Origin of the sequence: Streptomyces sp. CC208A (assembly GCF_030010625.1) — a bacterium.
GTDB lineage: Bacteria > Actinomycetota > Actinomycetes > Streptomycetales > Streptomycetaceae > Streptomyces.
Genome location: NZ_JASCXN010000031.1, coordinates 64,689 through 81,158 on the forward strand (window position 1 = coordinate 64,689; position 16,470 = coordinate 81,158).

At 73.3% G+C, this 16,470-nt stretch carries 19 protein-coding genes; 10 read left to right on the forward strand and 9 right to left on the reverse strand.

The window, feature by feature from the left end:
* Positions 1 to 55 precede the first annotated feature (55 nt).
* Genes QK442_RS28035 through QK442_RS28045 form a run of 3 tightly spaced genes read left to right on the forward strand, consistent with a single transcriptional unit; the run spans position 56 to position 2,092 of the window.
* Positions 56 to 628 carry an FABP family protein gene (locus tag QK442_RS28035; protein ID WP_282696866.1) on the forward strand — a complete coding sequence of 191 codons (573 nt, stop codon included), beginning with the start codon at positions 56 to 58 and terminating at the stop codon, positions 626 to 628.
* Between the two features lie 39 nt (positions 629 to 667).
* The gene (locus tag QK442_RS28040) at positions 668 to 1,105 is read left to right on the forward strand and encodes a transcriptional repressor (protein WP_282696867.1); all 438 of its coding nucleotides are present in this window, start codon (positions 668 to 670) and stop codon (positions 1,103 to 1,105) included.
* 21 nt (positions 1,106 to 1,126) lie between these two features.
* Entirely contained in the window at positions 1,127 to 2,092 is a 966-nt protein-coding gene (locus QK442_RS28045; RefSeq protein ID WP_282696868.1) for a glycine cleavage T C-terminal barrel domain-containing protein, read from the forward strand.
* A gap of 80 nt (positions 2,093 to 2,172) precedes the next feature.
* Here the strand turns inward: QK442_RS28045 and dtd are convergent, their stop codons facing one another.
* Positions 2,173 to 2,598, reverse strand: a complete 426-nt coding sequence (dtd, locus tag QK442_RS28050) for a D-aminoacyl-tRNA deacylase (RefSeq protein ID WP_282696869.1) — start codon at positions 2,596 to 2,598, stop codon at positions 2,173 to 2,175.
* 128 nt (positions 2,599 to 2,726) lie between these two features.
* Between dtd and QK442_RS28055 the strand changes: the two genes are divergently transcribed.
* Together QK442_RS28055 and QK442_RS28060 are read left to right on the forward strand one after the other, a co-directional pair.
* Positions 2,727 to 3,329, forward strand: a complete 603-nt coding sequence (locus QK442_RS28055; RefSeq protein WP_282696870.1) for an ABC transporter substrate-binding protein — start codon at positions 2,727 to 2,729, stop codon at positions 3,327 to 3,329.
* A gap of 65 nt (positions 3,330 to 3,394) precedes the next feature.
* Complete coding sequence (locus tag QK442_RS28060) at positions 3,395 to 4,639, forward strand: GNAT family N-acetyltransferase (protein WP_282696871.1); 1,245 nt, start codon at positions 3,395 to 3,397, stop codon at positions 4,637 to 4,639.
* Between the two features lie 10 nt (positions 4,640 to 4,649).
* Here QK442_RS28060 and QK442_RS28065 read toward each other — a convergent pair whose 3' ends face one another.
* The 4 genes from QK442_RS28065 to QK442_RS28080 all read right to left on the reverse strand — a co-directional run bounded on the left by QK442_RS28065 (position 4,650) and on the right by QK442_RS28080 (position 7,579).
* Positions 4,650 to 6,089 carry a DHA2 family efflux MFS transporter permease subunit gene (locus QK442_RS28065; protein ID WP_282696872.1) on the reverse strand — a complete coding sequence of 480 codons (1,440 nt, stop codon included), beginning with the start codon at positions 6,087 to 6,089 and terminating at the stop codon, positions 4,650 to 4,652.
* A 101-nt stretch (positions 6,090 to 6,190) separates the two neighbouring features.
* Positions 6,191 to 6,676: a MarR family winged helix-turn-helix transcriptional regulator gene (locus QK442_RS28070; RefSeq protein ID WP_282696873.1), complete on the reverse strand. Its 486-nt coding sequence runs from the start codon at positions 6,674 to 6,676 to the stop codon at positions 6,191 to 6,193.
* A gap of 65 nt (positions 6,677 to 6,741) precedes the next feature.
* Positions 6,742 to 7,149 carry a VOC family protein gene (locus tag QK442_RS28075; protein ID WP_282696874.1) on the reverse strand — a complete coding sequence of 136 codons (408 nt, stop codon included), beginning with the start codon at positions 7,147 to 7,149 and terminating at the stop codon, positions 6,742 to 6,744.
* A gap of 10 nt (positions 7,150 to 7,159) precedes the next feature.
* A complete protein-coding gene (locus QK442_RS28080; protein ID WP_282696906.1) occupies positions 7,160 to 7,579 on the reverse strand; it encodes a helix-turn-helix transcriptional regulator in 420 nt (139 codons plus the stop codon).
* Positions 7,580 to 7,699: 120 nt separating this feature from the next.
* Here QK442_RS28080 and QK442_RS28085 point away from each other — a divergent pair, with 120 nt between their 5' ends.
* From QK442_RS28085 to QK442_RS28095, 3 genes are all read left to right on the forward strand, one after another.
* Positions 7,700 to 8,110 (forward strand): helix-turn-helix transcriptional regulator, encoded by a 411-nt coding sequence (locus tag QK442_RS28085; protein ID WP_282696875.1) that lies wholly within the window; start codon positions 7,700 to 7,702, stop codon positions 8,108 to 8,110.
* 26 nt (positions 8,111 to 8,136) lie between these two features.
* Complete coding sequence (locus QK442_RS28090; RefSeq protein ID WP_282696876.1) at positions 8,137 to 8,724, forward strand: hypothetical protein; 588 nt, start codon at positions 8,137 to 8,139, stop codon at positions 8,722 to 8,724.
* Between the two features lie 96 nt (positions 8,725 to 8,820).
* Entirely contained in the window at positions 8,821 to 9,168 is a 348-nt protein-coding gene (locus QK442_RS28095) for a DUF2516 family protein (RefSeq protein ID WP_282696907.1), read from the forward strand.
* A gap of 60 nt (positions 9,169 to 9,228) precedes the next feature.
* Here QK442_RS28095 and QK442_RS28100 read toward each other — a convergent pair whose 3' ends face one another.
* The 3 genes from QK442_RS28100 to QK442_RS28110 all read right to left on the reverse strand — a co-directional run bounded on the left by QK442_RS28100 (position 9,229) and on the right by QK442_RS28110 (position 13,002).
* Complete coding sequence (locus QK442_RS28100; RefSeq protein WP_282696877.1) at positions 9,229 to 10,587, reverse strand: response regulator; 1,359 nt, start codon at positions 10,585 to 10,587, stop codon at positions 9,229 to 9,231.
* A gap of 269 nt (positions 10,588 to 10,856) precedes the next feature.
* Positions 10,857 to 11,912: a C40 family peptidase gene (locus tag QK442_RS28105; protein ID WP_282696878.1), complete on the reverse strand. Its 1,056-nt coding sequence runs from the start codon at positions 11,910 to 11,912 to the stop codon at positions 10,857 to 10,859.
* A 214-nt stretch (positions 11,913 to 12,126) separates the two neighbouring features.
* The gene (locus QK442_RS28110) at positions 12,127 to 13,002 is read right to left on the reverse strand and encodes a class I SAM-dependent methyltransferase (RefSeq protein WP_282696879.1); all 876 of its coding nucleotides are present in this window, start codon (positions 13,000 to 13,002) and stop codon (positions 12,127 to 12,129) included.
* A gap of 254 nt (positions 13,003 to 13,256) precedes the next feature.
* Between QK442_RS28110 and mshA the strand changes: the two genes are divergently transcribed.
* Both mshA and QK442_RS28120 read left to right on the forward strand, forming a co-directional pair.
* The gene (gene mshA, locus QK442_RS28115) at positions 13,257 to 14,627 is read left to right on the forward strand and encodes a D-inositol-3-phosphate glycosyltransferase (RefSeq protein ID WP_282696880.1); all 1,371 of its coding nucleotides are present in this window, start codon (positions 13,257 to 13,259) and stop codon (positions 14,625 to 14,627) included.
* Positions 14,620 to 15,147, forward strand: a complete 528-nt coding sequence (locus tag QK442_RS28120; RefSeq protein WP_282696881.1) for a YbjN domain-containing protein — start codon at positions 14,620 to 14,622, stop codon at positions 15,145 to 15,147. Before mshA ends, QK442_RS28120 begins: the two co-directional genes overlap by 8 nt.
* Here the strand turns inward: QK442_RS28120 and QK442_RS28125 are convergent.
* Positions 15,104 to 16,411, reverse strand: coding sequence for an MFS transporter (locus QK442_RS28125; protein WP_282696882.1), 1,308 nt, complete (start codon positions 16,409 to 16,411; stop codon positions 15,104 to 15,106). The genes QK442_RS28120 and QK442_RS28125 overlap by 44 nt on opposite strands.
* Between the last annotated feature and the right edge of the window lie 59 nt (positions 16,412 to 16,470).

A 16,470-nucleotide genomic window follows, 5' to 3' on the forward strand; every position in this document is an offset into this window, starting at 1 on the left:
CCTCCCGGTCGGCCCTCCTCCACCTCCCCCACTTCACAGATCGTCTGAGTCGCACATGATCCAGATCCCGTCCGACCTCAACCCGGACCTCGTCCCCCTCGCGTTCCTCCTCGGGACCTGGGAGGGCGCCGGCGTGTCCGACTTCCCGGGCGCCGAGAAGTGCAACTTCGGCCAGTCCGTGACCTTCAGCCACGACGGCCGGGACTTCCTCGAGTACCGCTCGCACTCCTGGGTCCTCGACCAGGAGGGCAACAAGCTCCGTCCGCTGGAGAGCGAGAGCGGCTACTGGCGGATCGACAAGGACCGCAAGGTCGAGGTCGTCATGGTCCGCGACGACGGCGTGGTCGAGGTCTGGTACGGCGAGCTCGCCGACCAGAAGCCGCAGATCGACCTGGCGACCGACGCCGTCGCCCGCACCGCCGCCTCCGGCCCGTACAGCGGCGGCAAGCGGCTCTACGGCTACGTGAAGAGCGACCTGATGTGGGTCGGCGAGAAGGCGACCCCCGAGGTCCCGCTCCGCCCCTACATGTCGGCGCACCTGAAGAAGGTCGTCACCCCGGAGGAGGTCGCCGAGATGGCGCGCAACCTCCCCGACATGCCCGACGACGGCATCGCCTTCTTCAAGTAGGACCCCCGGTGGCCCACCACGCCCTCATACACTGAGGGCGTGGTGAGCACCGACTGGAAGAGCGACCTGCGGCGGCGTGGCTACCGGCTGACGCCGCAGCGCCAGCTTGTCCTGGAGGCGGTGGACGTGCTGGAGCACGCCACGCCCGACGACATCCTCGGCGAGGTCCGGAAGACCGCCTCCGGGGTGAACATCTCCACCGTGTACCGGACCCTGGAGCTCCTGGAGGAGCTCGGGCTCGTCAGTCACGCGCATCTGGGGCACGGGGCGCCGACCTATCACCTCGCCGACCGGCACCACCATCTCCACCTGGTGTGCCGGGACTGTTCGGAGGTCATCGAGGCGGACGTGGAGGTGGCCGCCGAGTTCACCGGGAAGCTCCGGGAGACCTTCGGCTTCGAGACGGACATGAAGCACTTCGCGATCTTCGGCCGGTGCGCCGACTGCTCCCGCAAGGCCGCCGCGGCGGAGTCGTAGGCGAGTCGTAGGCTCTAGAGCATGAAGAGCCCTCTGCTGTCCCTGCCCGGCGCCGTTCCCGCCGAAGGCCGTGACGAAGGCGTCGCCGCCCACTACGGCGACCTGTTCCGCGAGCAGCGCGCCCTCGCCGACGGCACCGGATTCGTCGACCTCTCGCACCGCGGTGTCGTCACCGTCACCGGCGAGGACCGGCTGAGCTGGTTGCACCTGCTGCTCACCCAGCACGTCAGCGAGCTTCCGGCCGGTCAGGCCACCGAGGCGCTGATCCTCTCCGCCAACGGGCACATCGAGCACGCCCTCTCGCTCGTCGACGACGGCGAGACGGTGTGGGCGCACGTCGAGCCGGGGACGCAGGGCGAGCTGCTCGCGTACCTGGAGTCGATGAAGTTCTTCTACCGGGTCGAGGTCGCCGACCGGACCGACGCCTTCGCCGTCGTCCACCTGCCGGCCGGGTCGACCGCAGGGACGCCCGAGGGCGTGGTCGTACGGGAGACCGCGTACGGGCGTGATCTCTTTCTGCCCCGCGCCGACCTGGAGTCCTTCGCGGCCGCGCACGGCCCGGCCGCCGGCGTCCTCGCGTACGAGGCGCTGCGGGTCGAGGCGCACCGGCCGCGGCTCGGCTTCGAGACCGACCACCGCACGATCCCGCACGAGATCGGGCTCATCGGCACCGCCGTGCACCTGCAGAAGGGCTGCTACCGGGGGCAGGAGACGGTCGCCCGGGTGCAGAACCTGGGCAAGCCGCCGCGCCGCCTGGTCTTCCTGCACCTGGACGGCAGCGAGGTCACCCTGCCGGGGCACGGCACTCCGGTGCGGCTCGCCGCGGACGGGGCCGAGGGGCGCCAGCTGGGGTTCGTGACGAGCGCGGCCCGCCATCACGAGCTGGGGCCGATCGCCCTCGCCCTGGTGAAGCGGAACGTGCCGGTCGACGCGCCGCTGGTGGCGGGGACGACGGCCGCCGCGCAGGAGACCGTCGTCGAGCCGTAGGCGTCGGACGTCTGACATCTGACGTCTGGCGTCTGACGTCTGGCGTCTGAGGTCCGGCGTCTGAGGTCCGGCGTCGGACGTCAGACTTCGACGAGCACCGTGAACGGGCCGTGGTTCGTGAGGCTGACGCGCATGTCGGCCCCGAAGCGGCCCGTCTCCACATGGGCGCCGAGCTTCCGCAGCTGGGCGACGACCTCGTCGACGAGGGGTTCGGCGACGGGGCCCGGGGCGGCGGCGTTCCAGGTGGGGCGGCGGCCCTTGCGGGCGTCGCCGTAGAGCGTGAACTGGGAGATCACCAGGAGCGGGGCGTCCACGTCCGAGCAGGACTTCTCGTCCTCCAGGACCCGGACGGACCAGAGCTTTCTGGCCAACTGGGCCGCCTTCTCCGGGGTGTCGTCGTGGGTGACGCCCACCAGGACGCACAGCCCCTCCCCGGTGATCTCGCCGACCGTCTCCCCTGCGACGACGACCTTCGCGCCGTCCACCCTCTGCACCACAGCTCGCATGCGCCCCAACCTACCGATCGGGGATTTCTGGGGGCCGAACGGGTGCAGAGCGCCTGCACGCGCGCGTGTGGGAGTGGCACCATGCCTGGAGGCGGTGCGGCTCCGCACCGGTCGAGGGGACGATTCTCATGAGTGCATCCAGCACCGGGCCGACGCCGTCCGGTCCCGTACCGCTGATCCGCTCCGCCGGCACGGTGCCCGGCGGGCCGGCCGTCCGGCCGCCCGTGCAGCGGACCGCCGAGCCCGAAGGGTCCGGCCACGAGCTCGGCGGGCTGCGGCTTGCCGAACTGCGGGCCTTGCGCCGGGACGCGCAGAGCGACGAGGCCGATCTCAGCTATGTGCGGCGGATGCTCCAGGGCCGGATCGACATCCTGCGGGCCGAGCTGGCCCGCCGTGCCGACCCGGAGGCGCCGGTGCTCGACCGGCTCTCCGAGATCCTCGCCGACGTGCCGTCCCGGCACCGCTCCTCGGCCCGGCACGTGACGCTGTCGACGCCGCGCGCGGAGGAGTACCGGCGGCTGGCGTCCGAGATGCTGTCGGAGGTCGAGCTGTCGGACCTGACGGCCCGCACGGACGAGGAGCTGCACACCGCGATGGGACGGCTTGCCGGGTACGAGCAGCAGATCTCGCGCCGCCGGCAGGCGCTCCAGCGGACCGCCGACGACTGCGGCGCGGAGATCGCGCGCCGGTACCGGGAGGGCGAGGCGCAGGTCGACGACCTGCTGGCCTGACCGGGTCCGCCGGGCCCGGGAAAAATGCCGCGCCGGGAGGGGCGGGCCGTGCGTAGGGTCGGAGGATGTCTGTCGAACTGCGTGCGGTGACCGAGTCCGAGTTCCCCGACTGGCTGCGGGCGCTGCGGACGGGCTTCCTGAACGAGCCCGTCGTGCCCGACGCCCTGGTGGCCGACCGGCTGCCCCACGTCGACCTCGGCCGCACCCTCGCCGCCGTGGACGGCGGCCGGGTCGTCGCCACCTTCCGCTCCTTCCGGCAGGAGGTGAGCGCGGTCGGCGGCGGCGGTCTCACCGCCGACGCGATCACCCAGGTGACGGTGGCGCCGACGCACCGGCGGCGCGGGCTGCTGAGCCGGCTGATGTCCATGGACCTGGCCGCCGCCAGGGAGCGGGGCGACGCGATCGCGACCCTGATCGCCGCCGAGTACCCGATCTACGGCCGGTACGGCTTCGGTCCCGCGAGCTCGTCCACCGAGTGGAGGGTGGACCTGCGCCGGGCCGGGCTCGACCCGCGCCGCACCGGCCGCCCCGAGGACGGCGGCCGCGTCGACCTCTCCGACAAGGCGGAGGTCCTCCGCATCGGCCCTGGGCTGCACCGGCGGCTCGCGGGCCTCCGGGCCGGCGTCACCGACCGCTCCGCCCGCGACTGGAGCGTGGGCACCGGCGGCGGCCAGCGCCTGGAGCCGTGGACGGAGCCGTACTACGCGGTCTACCGCTCGGCGTCGGGCGAGCCCGAGGGGTACGTGGCGTACCGCTGCGACGACAAGTGGGGCGACGCCAAGCAGCCGGAGTGCACGCTGAGCGTGCGGGACCTGATCGCGGTGACGCCGGCCGCCGAGCACGCCCTGTGGCGGTTCGTCTGCTCGGTCGACTGGGTGACGTTCGTGCGCACCGGCTACCGGGCGCCGGACGATCCGCTGCCGCTGCTGCTGCCGGACCCGCGCGCCGCGACGACGGTCTCCCACACGGACATGATGTGGCTGCGGATCCTCGACGTGGCGCGGGTCCTGGAGGAGCGGACGTACCCGGTGACGGACGGTCTGGTCCTCGACGTACGGGACGGGGACGGGTACGCGGCCGGGCGCCACCGCCTCGACGCCTCCCCGAAGGGCGCCTCGTGCGTCCCGACGACCGCCTCGGCGGACCTGGTCCTCGACGTGGCCGACCTGTCCCGGCTGGTGCTCGGCGACGAGTCGGCGGTACGGCTCGCGCTGCTGGGCCGGATCGAGGAGGCGGTGCCGGGCGCCGCGGCCCGGGCGGACCTCCTCTTCCGGACGCCGCTGCGTCCGTTCTCCCCGGACGTCTTCTAGCCGGGAGCCGTCAGGCGGCGACGGTCGTCCGGGCCTGCTCGGAGGCCGCCGGGGCCTTCTGGGCCGCCGTACGGAGGACGGTCGCCGCGACCGCGAGGGCGGTGAGCAGCAGTCCCGTGCCGACCGCGAAGGCGAGCCGGTAGCCGCCGGTCAGGGCCTCCGCCGTGGTCCGGCCCGCCGCGCCGAGCGTCTCGGTGCGGGCGGCGGCCAGGGTGGAGAGGACCGCCACGCCGAGCGCCATGCCGATCTGCTGCGTGGTGTTGAAGAGCCCCGAGGCCAGGCCCGCGTCGGCCTCGTCGGCGCCCGACATGCCGAGCGCGGTGAGGGCCGGAAGCGCCAGGCCGAAGCCGGCGGCGAGCAGCATCACCGGGAGCAGGTCGGTGGTGTACGAGGCGTGCACCGGCACGCGGGTCAGCAGGCCGAGCACGCCGACGAGCAGCCCGAGCCCGGTGAGCAGCACCGCGCGCTCCCCGAAGCGGGCGACGAGCCGGGCCGAGACGCCGAGTGAGACGGCGCCGATGACGAGTGCGGCGGGCAGCATGGCGAGGCCGGTGGCGGTGGCGCCGTACCCCTGGACCTTCTGGAGGTAGAGGGCGACGAGGACCTGGAAGGAGAAGAGGGCGGCGACCATGAGGAGCTGGACGAGGTTGGCGCCCGCGACCGCGCGGGACCGGAGGATCCGCAGCGGCATCAGGGGCGTCGCGGCCCTCTGCTGGCGGACCAGGAAGCCGGTGAGCAGCGCGAGGGAGAGGGAGCCGAGGCCCAGGGTGTGCGCGGAGGCCGCGCCGTGCTCCTCGATGCGTACGACCGCGTAGATGCCGGTCGTCAGGCCCGCGGTGACCAGGAGCGCACCGAGGGCGTCGGCGCCGGCGCGGAGGCCGAGGCCCCGGTCGGCGGGGAGGGCGCGGACGGCGAGGACGATCGCGGCGGCGCCGACGGGCAGGTTGATGAAGAAGATCCAGTTCCAGGAGAGGGCGTCGGTGAGGAGCCCGCCGAGGACCTGGCCGAGGGAGGCGCCGACGGCGCCGGTGAAGCTGAACACGGCGATGGCGCGGGCGCGTTCGCGGGGTTCGGTGAAGAGCGTGACGAGGATGCCGAGGCTGACGGCGGAGGACATCGCGCCCCCGGCGCCCTGGAGGAAGCGGGCGGCGATCAGGACGCCGGGGGAGGCGGCGACGCCGGCGAGGAGCGAGGCGGCGGTGAAGACGCCGGTCCCGGCCAGGAACATCCGCTTCCGTCCGATCAGGTCGCCGAGCCGTCCGGCGAGCAGGAGGAGCGCGCCGAAGGCGATGAGGTAGGCGTTGACGACCCAGCTCAGGCCGGCCGGGGTGAAGCCGAGGTCGGCCTGGACGGCCGGCATGGCGACGGTGACGATGCTGCCGTCGAGGACGGTCATGAGCATGGCGCTGGCGAGCACGGCGAGCGCGAGGGAACGGGGTTGGGCACGCATGGGATCTCTCCTGTCCGTGGAGGCGACAGGAGAGACGCTAACAGAAGGTTTTGTTGCAGACTATTTTTTACGGAACTTGATACGGGTTCCTCGGTGCGGGCTCAGCTCTTCTGGCGGGCCCGGCGTGCGGTCGCCGGCCCCTCGACGGGCGTCTTCAGGTGTCCGTCCGCCAGTCGTCCCAGCGCGTGGACCAGCACCTCCCGCTCCTCCTCGGGGAGCGAGTCGAGGGCGGCCTCGTGGACGCCGTCCACGATGCGCCGGCTCTGCGCGGCGACCCGTGCGCCCGCCTCCGTGACGGCGATGATCCGCGCCCGCCGGTCCGTGCTGGACGGGCGCCGCTCGGCGAGCCCGGCCTTCTCCAGGGCGTCGACGGTGACGACCATCGTCGTCTTGTCCATGTCGCCGATCTCGGCGAGCTGTGCCTGCGTCCGCTCCTCCTCCAGGGCGTGGACGAGGACGCAGTGCATCCGGGCGGTGAGCCCGATCTCCGCCAGCTCCGCCGCCATGCGGGTGCGCAGGACGTGGCTGGTGTGGTCGAGGAGGTAGGAGAGATCGGGCTCGCTGCGGCGGGGCGTCATGGCGGTCATGTCCGCCAGGGTAGAGGGGGTCGATCCGTTCCGGACGGTCCGGAAGCGGACGAACCCGCCCGGGGTCAGGCCTGCGCGATCCGGATCATGTTTCCGGCCGGGTCGCGGAAGGCGCAGTCGCGGACGCCGTACGGCTGGTCGATCGGCTCCTGGAGGACGTCGGCACCCGCCGCCCGGACCTTCTCGAAGGCCGCGTCGACGTCGGCCGTGCGGAGGTTGACCCCGCGCAGCAGGCCCTTGGCGAGGAGTTCGGCGACGGCCTCGCGGTCCTCCTCGGTGGCGCCGGGGTCGGCCAGCGGCGGTTCGAGGACGATCTCGACGTCCGGCTGGGCGGGCGACCCGAGGGTCACCCAGCGCATCCCTCCGAAGTCGACGTCCTTGCGGATCTCGAAGCCGAGCGCGTCGCGGTAGAAGCCGAGGGCGGCCTCGTGGTCGTCGACGGCGATGAAGCACTGGTGCAGGTTGATGTCCATGCGCTCCACGCTAGGGAGCGGCGCCGGGCCGTGCTTCTCCGTTCCTGCCCGGTCGCGTGACCACCTTGGCGACGCAGGCGGGAAGGCCCTCGTCGGCGCCGTGCACGCGGGCCCGGTAGGCGCTCGGCGTCTCCCCGACCAGCTGGGTGAAGCGCGAGCTGAACGAGCCGAGCGACGTACACCCCACCTCCATGCAGACGTCGGTCACGGACAGGTCCCCGCGCCGCAGCAGTGCCTTGGCGCGCTCGATCCGCCGGGTCATGAGGTAGCCGTACGGGGTCTCCCCGAAGGCGGCGCGGAAGCTCCGCGCGAAGTGCCCGGTGGACATCAGCGCGGTCCGCGCGAGCGCCGCCACGTCCAGCGGCTGTGCGTACTCGCGGTCCATTTGGTCCCGCGCCCTGCGCAGGCGCCGGAGGTCGTCGAGGGGGATGCGGGTGTCGGGGGTCACGCCGCCACCGTACCGCCGTCCCCGTACCGCCGTTCCCGGATCAGGAACACTCCTGCAAGCACCCGCTTGCAATAGTTAGCAGACGGTGGCAGGGTGCGGAGCATGGCATCGCTCAACGTCGGCAATCTCGGCAGCCTCGGCGAGTACCTGCGCGAGCAGCGGCGCACCGCGCAGCTCTCGCTCCGGCAGCTCGCCGACGCCGCCGGGGTGTCGAACCCGTACCTCAGCCAGATCGAGCGCGGGCTGCGCAAGCCCAGCGCCGAGGTGCTCCAGCAGGTCGCCAAGGCGCTGCGGATCTCGGCCGAGACGCTCTACGTGCGGGCCGGGATCCTCGACGAGAAGGACCGGGAGGAGCTGGAGACGCGCGCCGTCATCCTGGCCGATCCCTCGATCAGCGAGCGGCAGAAGCAGGTGCTGCTCCAGATCTACGACTCCTTCCGCAAGGAGAACGCGGCGGAGCACGCCGCCGGGAACAAGGCTGAGAACGCGGCGGAGCCGGAAGCCTCTAGCTAGTACGTCCCACCGGGAGGACCACCAGCATGGCCATCATCGACGAACTGCGTACCCCCCTCTACTTCGCCGCCGGCACGGCCGACCTCGCCGTGCGGCAGGCCCGCAAGGTGCCCGGCCTGATCGAGCACCTCGCCGCCGAGGCGCCCGGACGGATCGAGGCCGTGCGGAACACCGACCCCAAGGCCGTCCAGGAGAAGGTGACCGTCCGGGCCAAGGAGGCCCAGGCCGTCGTCCAGGCCAAGGTCGCCGAGGTCGTCGAGGTCCTCGACACCGACCTCAAGAAGCTCGGGGAGACCGCGCAGGACCTGGCCCTGCGGGGGGTCGGCGTGGCCGCCGAGTACGCCGTCAAGGCCCGCGAGAAGTACGAGGAGGTCGCCGCCCTCGGCGAGGAGACCGTCCGCGCCTGGCGCGGCGAGACCCCCGCCCCGGCCACCGAGATCACGGTCGTGGTCGAGCCGGAGTCGGAGAAGGGGCCGGAGGAGGCCCCGGCGGCTGCCGCGGAGCCCGAGCCGGCCGTCGGGCCCGAGCCCGCCGCGAAGGCGCCCGTCCGCAAGCCCGCCGCCCGCAAGGCGCCCGCGAAGAAGGCCGCGGCCGAGGCCGACGAGTCCGAATAGCGGATCCGGGCACGAATTCTGGGGGTCGGAGCGTTGAAACGGGTACCTTGACCGCGAGGCGCCCGTACCCCCATGACCCCCTAGGCGGTGTTCAGCATGTTGATGGACCGGTTCGACAGCACCCTCAGCCTGCTGATGTTCCTGGTCTTCACCGGGTTCGCGGTCGCGTCGTTCGTCATCGCGGCGATGGTCCGCGAGGACGCCTACCGGGCCGCGGACAAGAAGACGAAGAAGTTCTGGCTGATCCTGCTCGGGGTCAATCTCGCCGTGAACCTCTTCCTCCCCGGCTTCCTCTTCCTCCTGATCGCGGGACTGATCGCCGCGATCGTCTTCATGGTGGACGTCCGTCCGGCCCTCAAGCAGGTCATGGGCGGCGGTGGCGGTGGCCGGCGCGGCGGATCCAGCAGCGACGGGCCGTACGGCCCGTACAACGGCGGCCGGTAGCCGGCGGAACGACAGAGGCGAGGGGCCCGGGAGCGAGACTCCCGGGCCCCTCGTACGTCGTCAGCCCCGGGGCCCCTCGCGTTCCAGGGCCAGCAGGGCCACGTCGTCCGTCAGCTCGCCGCCGTTCAGGGAGCGGGCCTCCGCCATCGCGGCCTCCAGGAGGGCCTCGCCGCGCAGGCCGCCGGCCAGCTGCCGGTTGATCATCCCGACCATGCCGTCCTGCCCGAGCCGCGGCGAGCCGGGGCCCGCCGTCCGGCCCTCGATCAGGCCGTCGGTGTAGAGGAGCAGGCTCCACGCCCCGCCGAGCTCGACCTGCCGGCGCGGCCACCTGGCATGCGGCAGCAGGCCGAGGGCCGGGCCGCCGTCCTCGTACGGCAGGAGCCGGGCGGTCCCGTCCCGGTGGGCGACGAGCGGGGCCGGGTGGCCGGCCAGGCACAGCCCGGCGCGGCGCCCGTCGGGCGCGATGTCGACCGTGCAGAGGGTCGCGAAGATCTCCTCGCTCTCCCGCTCGTGCTCCAGGACCCGCTGGAGGGTGGAGAGCAGCTCGTCCCCGCAGAGCCCGGCGAAGGTCAGGGCGCGCCATGCGATCCGCAGCTCGACGCCGAGGGCGGCCTCGTCGGGGCCGTGGCCGCAGACGTCACCGATCATGGCGTGGACGGTGCCGTCCGGGGTGCGGACGACGTCGTAGAAGTCGCCGCCGAGCAGTGCCCGGGACCTGCCGGGCCGGTAGCGGGCGGCGAAGCGCAGGTCGGAGCCCTCCAGGAGCGGGGTGGGCAGCAGGCCGCGTTCCAGGCGGGCGTTCTCCTGGGCGCGCAGCCGGGACTCGGCGAGCTTCGCCTTGGCGGCGTCGTTGCGCTTGCGCTCGACCGCGTACCGGATGGCGCGGCTCAGCAGCCGCCCGTCCAGCTCCTCGCGGAAGAGGTGGTCCTGGGCCCCGGCCCGTACCGCCTCGGCCGCCAGCTCGGCGTCGGCCGAGGGGGCGAGGGCGAGGACGGCGTGCCGGGGCGCGAGGCGCAGGATGTGCCGCAGCGGGGCGAGCGGGTCCTCGTCGGCCGCGCCCCGGGGAACGGGCAGCGCGAGGTCGACGAGGACGCAGTGCACGTCGTCGGTGAGCAGCCGCTCGGCCTCGGTGAGGTTGCGGGCGGTACGGATGCGGACCCGGGTGCCGGCCTTGCCCGCCGCGTCGAGCAGTTCGGGTACGGCGAGGGAACCCGCCGGGTCGTCCTCGACGACCAGGAGGGTGAGGTCGGTGCGGTCGCGGTCGGCCCCGGTGTCCGCGGTGGGGCCTGTGCCTGTGCCTGTGCCTGTTCCTGCGTCTGGGCCTGTTCCTGTGTCGGTCACAGCGGTGGCGTCCATGGCGGTGGTCTCGCCTTGCCCCGCAGCAGAGACGATTCTCTGGCGCGGTACGGATACGGGCATCGGTTCGGGTTTCCTTCCCTCCCCCGAGGGCGCTCCGGGCGCCGGGTGGCGTCCCGCCCGTCCGGGACCATAGCGGCAGTGCGGCGTGCGACGGAATGGCGATCACCGCGCGGGCGGGGACGTCATCCTTGGCATATGCCGCGGAAGGGGAGGTACTTGCGCCGGGTTCGGGCGCGAGCGGGCCCGTGACCCATGAGAAAGGTCACTCGGCAGGTCCGTCAGGTCGGGCGGGCGAGCAGACCGGGTGGGCGAGCAGATCGGGTGGGCGATCAGGTCGGGCGGACGATGCCGAGGATCTCCATCGAGCCGGCGCCCGCCACCGTGACGTTCCGGCCGGGGCGGGGCGCGTGGACCATCTTCCCGTCCCCGATGTACATGCCGATGTGGCTGGCGTCCCGGTAGTAGACGATCAGGTCGCCGGGGCGCATGTCCTTCGGCTGGACGCGGGGGAGCAGCCGCCACTGCTCCTGCGAGGTGCGCGGGATGCGCTTGCCGGCGGACGCCCAGGCGGACTGGGTCAGGCCGGAGCAGTCGAAGGAGTCGGGGCCCTCGGCGCCCCACACGTACGGCTTGCCGACCTGGGCGAGGGCGTTCTCGACCGCCCTGCGGGCCTCGGGGGTGGTCTCGGCGGTGAGCTCGGCGAGTATCCCGGAGTCGAGCCACTTCGTCTGGGACCGCTGCCGGGCCTGCTCCTCCAGGCGCCGCAGCCGCTCGCGCTCCTCGGCGGCGAGCTCGCTCTCCAGCTTCTTCGCGGCGGCGATCTTGTCGTTGATGTCCTTCTTCGCCTGGGCCTGCTTGACGCGGTCGGCCTCCAGCTTGGTCCAGTTGTCGCCGGCCTCCTTGGCGTAGGTGTCCAGCTCCGCCTGGACGCGGGTGAGTTCGCCGATGAGGTCGGTGGTGGCCTTGGCACCCTCGCGGAGCCGCCCGGCGGTGTCGAGGAAGAGCTGCGGGTCGCCGGTGAGGACGAGCTGGGCGCTCTCGGGGATGCCGCCGGTGCGGTACTGGGCGCGGGCGGTGGCGCCGGCCTGGGCCTTGAGGACCTCGATCTGCTTCCGGCCGCTCTCGATCATCCGGGCCAGCCGCACGAGCTCGGCGGACTGGGTCTCGGTGCGCTCCTCGGCGAGGTTGTACGCGTCGGTGGCGGCGGCCGCCTGCCGGTACAGCCCGTCGATCTCCGCGCGGACCTCTTCGAGGGTCTTCTCCGGCAGGGGCGGCGGCAGCGGGGCCGCGGCGGCCTGGAGCGTGAGCGCGGGCGAGGCCAGGACCGCCAGGGCGCAGACCACGGTCACCGCGGCGGCGTACGGACGTCGGCGTCGTCGGTTCACAGTCTCCCCCTCGTGGCCGGGTGCCCCCTCGGCCGCTTTCTGATTTACCGTCAGTAACTTGTGATGGTCCTGGCGATAGTGCCATGAGGAACCGGAAAACGACAGTGACCCCGCCAGAGTGACGGCCGATGAGGGGGGTGACGTTCCCGGCAGGACGGGGCCGGGGGAGTGATGTGGGGCACAGGAGGTCCCGAGTGCCCTTGTCGACCGCCGGTCAGCCGCCCCCCGGAACCTGCCCGCCCCCCGGAGCCTGCCCGCCCCCCGGAGCCTGCTGCCCCCCGCCGGTCAGCCGCCCCCCCGGCGCCAGCGCCTCCCACCGGAGGGTCACCTCGCCCTGCCGCCAGCGCTTCGGGCCGTCCACGACCGGCCAGTCGGCCGCCAGATCCCGTACGGTGCGGATCCAGCGCTGCCGGGCGCCCAGGGAGGCGTACGGGGCCGCCGCCGCCCACGCCCGGTCGAAGTCCCGCAGGAAGGCGTGGACCGGCTCGCCCGGGACGTTGCGGTGGATCAGCGCCTTCGGGAGGCGTTCGGCCAGGTCGGAGGGGCGGTCGAGGGAGCCGAGCCGGGTCGCGAAGGTGACCGTGCGCGGCCCGCCCCGGTCGAGCGCCACCCACACGTGCCGGCGCCCGATCTCGTCGCAGGTCCCCTCGACGAGCAGCCCGCCGGGCGCGAGCCGCCCGCACAGCCGCTCCCAGACCGCCGCGACCTGCTCCTCGTCGTACTGGCGCAGCACGTTCGCCGCCCGGATCAGCGCGGGCGCGCCCGGCACCGGGACCTCGAAGCCGCCGTGCACGAAGGCGAGCCCCTCGTACCGCTCCTCGTACGGCTTCGCGGCCTCGACCCGGGCGGGCTCGATCTCGATCCCGTACAGCAGGGTGCGGGGCTCGGCGGTGCGCAGCCGGGCGAGGAGCTCGACGGCGGTCCAGGGGGCGGCGCCGTACCCGAGGTCGACGGCGACGGGCGGCTCGGGGAAGCGGCGCAGGGCGGGGCCGTGGACGGCGGCGATCCAGCGGTCCATGCGGCGCAGCCGGTTGGGGTTGGTGGTCCCGCGGGTCGGGGTGCCGACGGGGCGGGTGGTGCGCGGGGCCATGCGACGAGGATACGGAGGGAACAGGAGGACGGAGGAGGGGGATGCGGAGGGAGTGGGAGAACGGAGGAGAGGGGATACGGAGGGGCCAGGGGAGGGCGAAGGCGCCCGGTCCGCGCGTAATGAATTGGCAAAACGCCGGGACCAGCGGAAATGAAGGGGGGCCGTTCCGGTGTTGTGCGGGGCGGAGAGCGTGAACCGCGCCCTCCGCCTGTCATGTCCGCACGCCAGGCCCCTCTCGCGGAAGGACCGCCGACGTGAGCCAGTACGTGTCCCGGTTCGCCGGCACCCGGCACCGGCACCCGGCAGCGCCCTCCCGGCTCCGGCTGCCGGGCCGCCACCGGACCCCCCGCCGCGTGGCCATGCTCTCCGTCCACACCTCCCCGCTCCACCAGCCGGGCACCGGCGACGCGGGCGGCATGAACGTCTACATCGTCGAGCTCGCCAAGCGGCTCGCCGCCATCGACATCGAGGTGGAGATCTTCACCCGGGCCACCACCGGCGGCCTCGCCCCCGTGGTCGAGCTGGCCCCCGGCGTCCTGGTGCGGCACGTGGACGCGGGCCCGTACGAGGGGCTCGCCAAGGAGGAGCTGCCCGCCCAGCTCTGCGCCTTCACCCACGGCGTGATGCAGGCGTGGGCGGGCCACCGCCCCGGCCACTACGACCTGGTCCACTCGCACTACTGGCTCTCCGGCCACGTCGGCTGGCTCGCCGCCGAGCGGTGGGGCGTGCCGCTCGTCCACGCCATGCACACCATGGCCAAGGTCAAGAACGCCTCGCTCGCCGAGGGCGACACCCCCGAACCGGCGGCCCGGGTCATCGGCGAGACGCAGATCGTCTCCGCCGCCGACCGGCTGATCGCCAACACCGACGAGGAGGCCGACGAGCTGGCCCGCTTCTACGAGGCGGACCCCGGCAAGATCGCGGTCGTCCACCCCGGCGTCAACCTCGACCGCTTCCGGCCCGCCGACGGCCGGGCCGCCGCCCGCGCCCGCCTCGGCCTGCCGCAGGACGCCTTCGTGCCCGTCTTCGCCGGCCGCATCCAGCCCCTGAAGGCCCCGGACGTGCTGCTGCGCGCCGCCGCCCTGATGCTCGACCGCGACCCCGCGCTGCGCTCCCGCATGGTGGTGCCGGTGGTCGGCGGCCCCAGCGGCAGCGGCCTCGCCAAGCCGGAGGGGCTCCAGAAGCTCGCCGCCAGGCTGGGCATCGCCGACCTGGTGCGCTTCCACCCGCCGGTGGGCCAGGAGCGGCTCGCGGACTGGTTCCGGGCCGCGTCGGTCCTCGTCATGCCCTCGTACAGCGAGTCCTTCGGGCTCGTCGCGATCGAGGCGCAGGCGACCGGCACCCCGGTCGTCGCGGCCGCGGTGGGCGGTCTGCCCGTCGCCGTACGGGACGAGCGGACCGGCTTCCTGGTGCAGGGCCACGACCCCGCCGACTACGCGCGCGTGCTGGACCGTTTCGCCGCCGACCCGGCGCTCACCGTCCGGATGGGCGAGGAGGCCGCCCGGCACGCCGGCTCCTTCGGCTGGGACACGGCCGCCTCGGGCACCGCCGACGTGTACACGGCCGCCATGCACGACCACCGCCAGCGCACGCACCACCGTCGCGTACGCTCCCACCATGGCTGACGCTCAGGACGCACGGCGGACCGACGCACTGCGGGTCGTGGAGGACACGCTCACGGACGCGGAGCTGGAGTGGGAGAGCGCCGAGCCCGGCGCGTACGTGGTCAAACTCCCCGGCACCCGCAAGCTGTTCACCACGCTGTCGCTGCGGGTCGGCCGCCACTCCCTCTCCCTCAACGCCTTCGTCGTCCGCCACCCCGACGAGAACGAGGCCGGCGTCCACCGCTGGCTCCTCGAACGGAACCTCAGGCTGTACGGGGTGGGCTACGCGATCGACCCGCTCGGCGACATCTACCTCGCCGGAAAGCTCCCGCTGGCCGCCGTCACGCCGGAGGAGCTGGACCGGTTGCTCGGCTCGGTCCTGGAGGCGGCGGACGGCGACTTCAACACGCTGCTCGAACTCGGCTTCGCGTCGGCCATCCGCCGGGAGTACGCCTGGCGGGTCTCCCGGGGCGAGTCGACACGGAACCTGGACGCGTTCAGGAACCTGACACGGGAGACGGCTCCGCGGGCTCAGGACTGACACCCGCTTTCTCCACCGCCGGCTCCACCGCCGGCTCCACCGCCGGCTCCTCCTCGGCGAGGGCCCTGCGGAGCCGGAGGGCGTACCCGACGGCCGCGAGGGCACCGATCGCGAAGGTGCCGGCCCACAGGACGTCCGAACCGGGCCCGTCGACGACCAGGCCCGCCAGGATCGGGGCGACGAAACCGGCCACCGCCCACGACATGCCCATCACGCCCTGGTAGCGGCCCCGGGCGTGCTCGGGGGCGAGCCGGGCGGTGGCGGCGGCGTTGGTCGGTACGTGGACCATCTCGCCGATCGTCCACACGACGACGGTCGCGGCGAAGGCGACGGCCGAGCCGGCGAGCGCGGTGGCACCGGTGCCGACGGCGAAGAGCAGCGAGGAGACGGTCAGCAGGACGACCGGCGAACGCCGCTCGGTCACCTTGTTGACCAGCAGCTGGAAGCCGACGATCACGATGCCGTTGACGGCGATCACGACACCGTACGAGGACGGGGACAGGCCCTGCTCGGCCATGGTCAGCGGCAGCCCGATCCAGGGGGCGGTGAAGACCAGGCAGACCAGCAGGTTGAGCAGGACGAGGGTCCGGAAGGGCGCGTCGCGCAGCACGTCGAGCATGGACACGTCCGACCCCCGCTCACCCTTCTCCTTCTTCTCCTCCGTCCTCTCGGGCCGGGTCTCGGGCAGCCGGAGGAAGACGATGACGGCGCAGAGGGTGGTGGCGACGGCGTCGACGAGGAAGAGGGTGCGGTAGCCGAGGACGGCGGCGGCGCCGCCCGCGATCGCGGCGACGGCGAAGCCCAGGTTGAGGGCCCAGTAGTTGAGGGCGTAGGCGCGGCGCACGTCGTCGGCGGGGACCATGTCGGCGATCGCCGCGTTGATGGACGGGCGGACGGCCTGCATGGCGACGCCCATCAGGAGCACGACGAGGGCGACGCCCCAGGCGCTGGTGACGAAGGCGAGCGCGGCGGCGCAGGCGGCGCCCGCGAGGTGCATGGTGATCATCGTGGGGCGGCGGCCCCAGCGGTCGGTGAGGACGCCGCCGAGCGGGGAGCCGGCGATGCCGCCGAGACCGTGGAGCGCGACGACGAGCCCCGCGAACCAGGCGGAGTGCCCGAGTTCGGCGGTCAGGTAGAGGGAGAGGAAGGTCAGGACGAAGGCGCCGGTGCGGTTGACCAGGGTGGACAGCCAGAGCCACCAGAAGCCCCGGGGGAAACCGGAGACGGTGGCACGCGCCGATCGTCTGAGCGAGTCGATGGACATGTGGTGCGCCCCCTGCGTGCTGTAAGTCCCTCCAACGGCTCTCGAAACTTACGCATCTC

What these genes read in the sequence shown, in the direction of transcription:
- QK442_RS28035 (WP_282696866.1), top strand. Translation starts at nt 56, where the DNA reads ATGATCCAGATCCCGTCCGACCTCAACCCGGACCTCGTCCCCCTCGCG.
- QK442_RS28045 (WP_282696868.1), top strand. Translation starts at nt 1,127, where the DNA reads ATGAAGAGCCCTCTGCTGTCCCTGCCCGGCGCCGTTCCCGCCGAAGGC.
- dtd (WP_282696869.1), bottom strand. Translation starts at nt 2,598, where the DNA reads ATGCGAGCTGTGGTGCAGAGGGTGGACGGCGCGAAGGTCGTCGTCGCA.
- QK442_RS28055 (WP_282696870.1), top strand. Translation starts at nt 2,727, where the DNA reads ATGAGTGCATCCAGCACCGGGCCGACGCCGTCCGGTCCCGTACCGCTG.
- QK442_RS28060 (WP_282696871.1), top strand. Translation starts at nt 3,395, where the DNA reads ATGTCTGTCGAACTGCGTGCGGTGACCGAGTCCGAGTTCCCCGACTGG.
- QK442_RS28065 (WP_282696872.1), bottom strand. Translation starts at nt 6,089, where the DNA reads ATGCGTGCCCAACCCCGTTCCCTCGCGCTCGCCGTGCTCGCCAGCGCC.
- QK442_RS28070 (WP_282696873.1), bottom strand. Translation starts at nt 6,676, where the DNA reads ATGACCGCCATGACGCCCCGCCGCAGCGAGCCCGATCTCTCCTACCTC.
- QK442_RS28075 (WP_282696874.1), bottom strand. Translation starts at nt 7,149, where the DNA reads ATGGACATCAACCTGCACCAGTGCTTCATCGCCGTCGACGACCACGAG.
- QK442_RS28085 (WP_282696875.1), top strand. Translation starts at nt 7,700, where the DNA reads ATGGCATCGCTCAACGTCGGCAATCTCGGCAGCCTCGGCGAGTACCTG.
- QK442_RS28090 (WP_282696876.1), top strand. Translation starts at nt 8,137, where the DNA reads ATGGCCATCATCGACGAACTGCGTACCCCCCTCTACTTCGCCGCCGGC.
- QK442_RS28095 (WP_282696907.1), top strand. Translation starts at nt 8,821, where the DNA reads ATGTTGATGGACCGGTTCGACAGCACCCTCAGCCTGCTGATGTTCCTG.
- QK442_RS28100 (WP_282696877.1), bottom strand. Translation starts at nt 10,587, where the DNA reads ATGCCCGTATCCGTACCGCGCCAGAGAATCGTCTCTGCTGCGGGGCAA.
- QK442_RS28110 (WP_282696879.1), bottom strand. Translation starts at nt 13,002, where the DNA reads ATGGCCCCGCGCACCACCCGCCCCGTCGGCACCCCGACCCGCGGGACC.
- QK442_RS28120 (WP_282696881.1), top strand. Translation starts at nt 14,620, where the DNA reads ATGGCTGACGCTCAGGACGCACGGCGGACCGACGCACTGCGGGTCGTG.
- QK442_RS28125 (WP_282696882.1), bottom strand. Translation starts at nt 16,411, where the DNA reads ATGTCCATCGACTCGCTCAGACGATCGGCGCGTGCCACCGTCTCCGGT.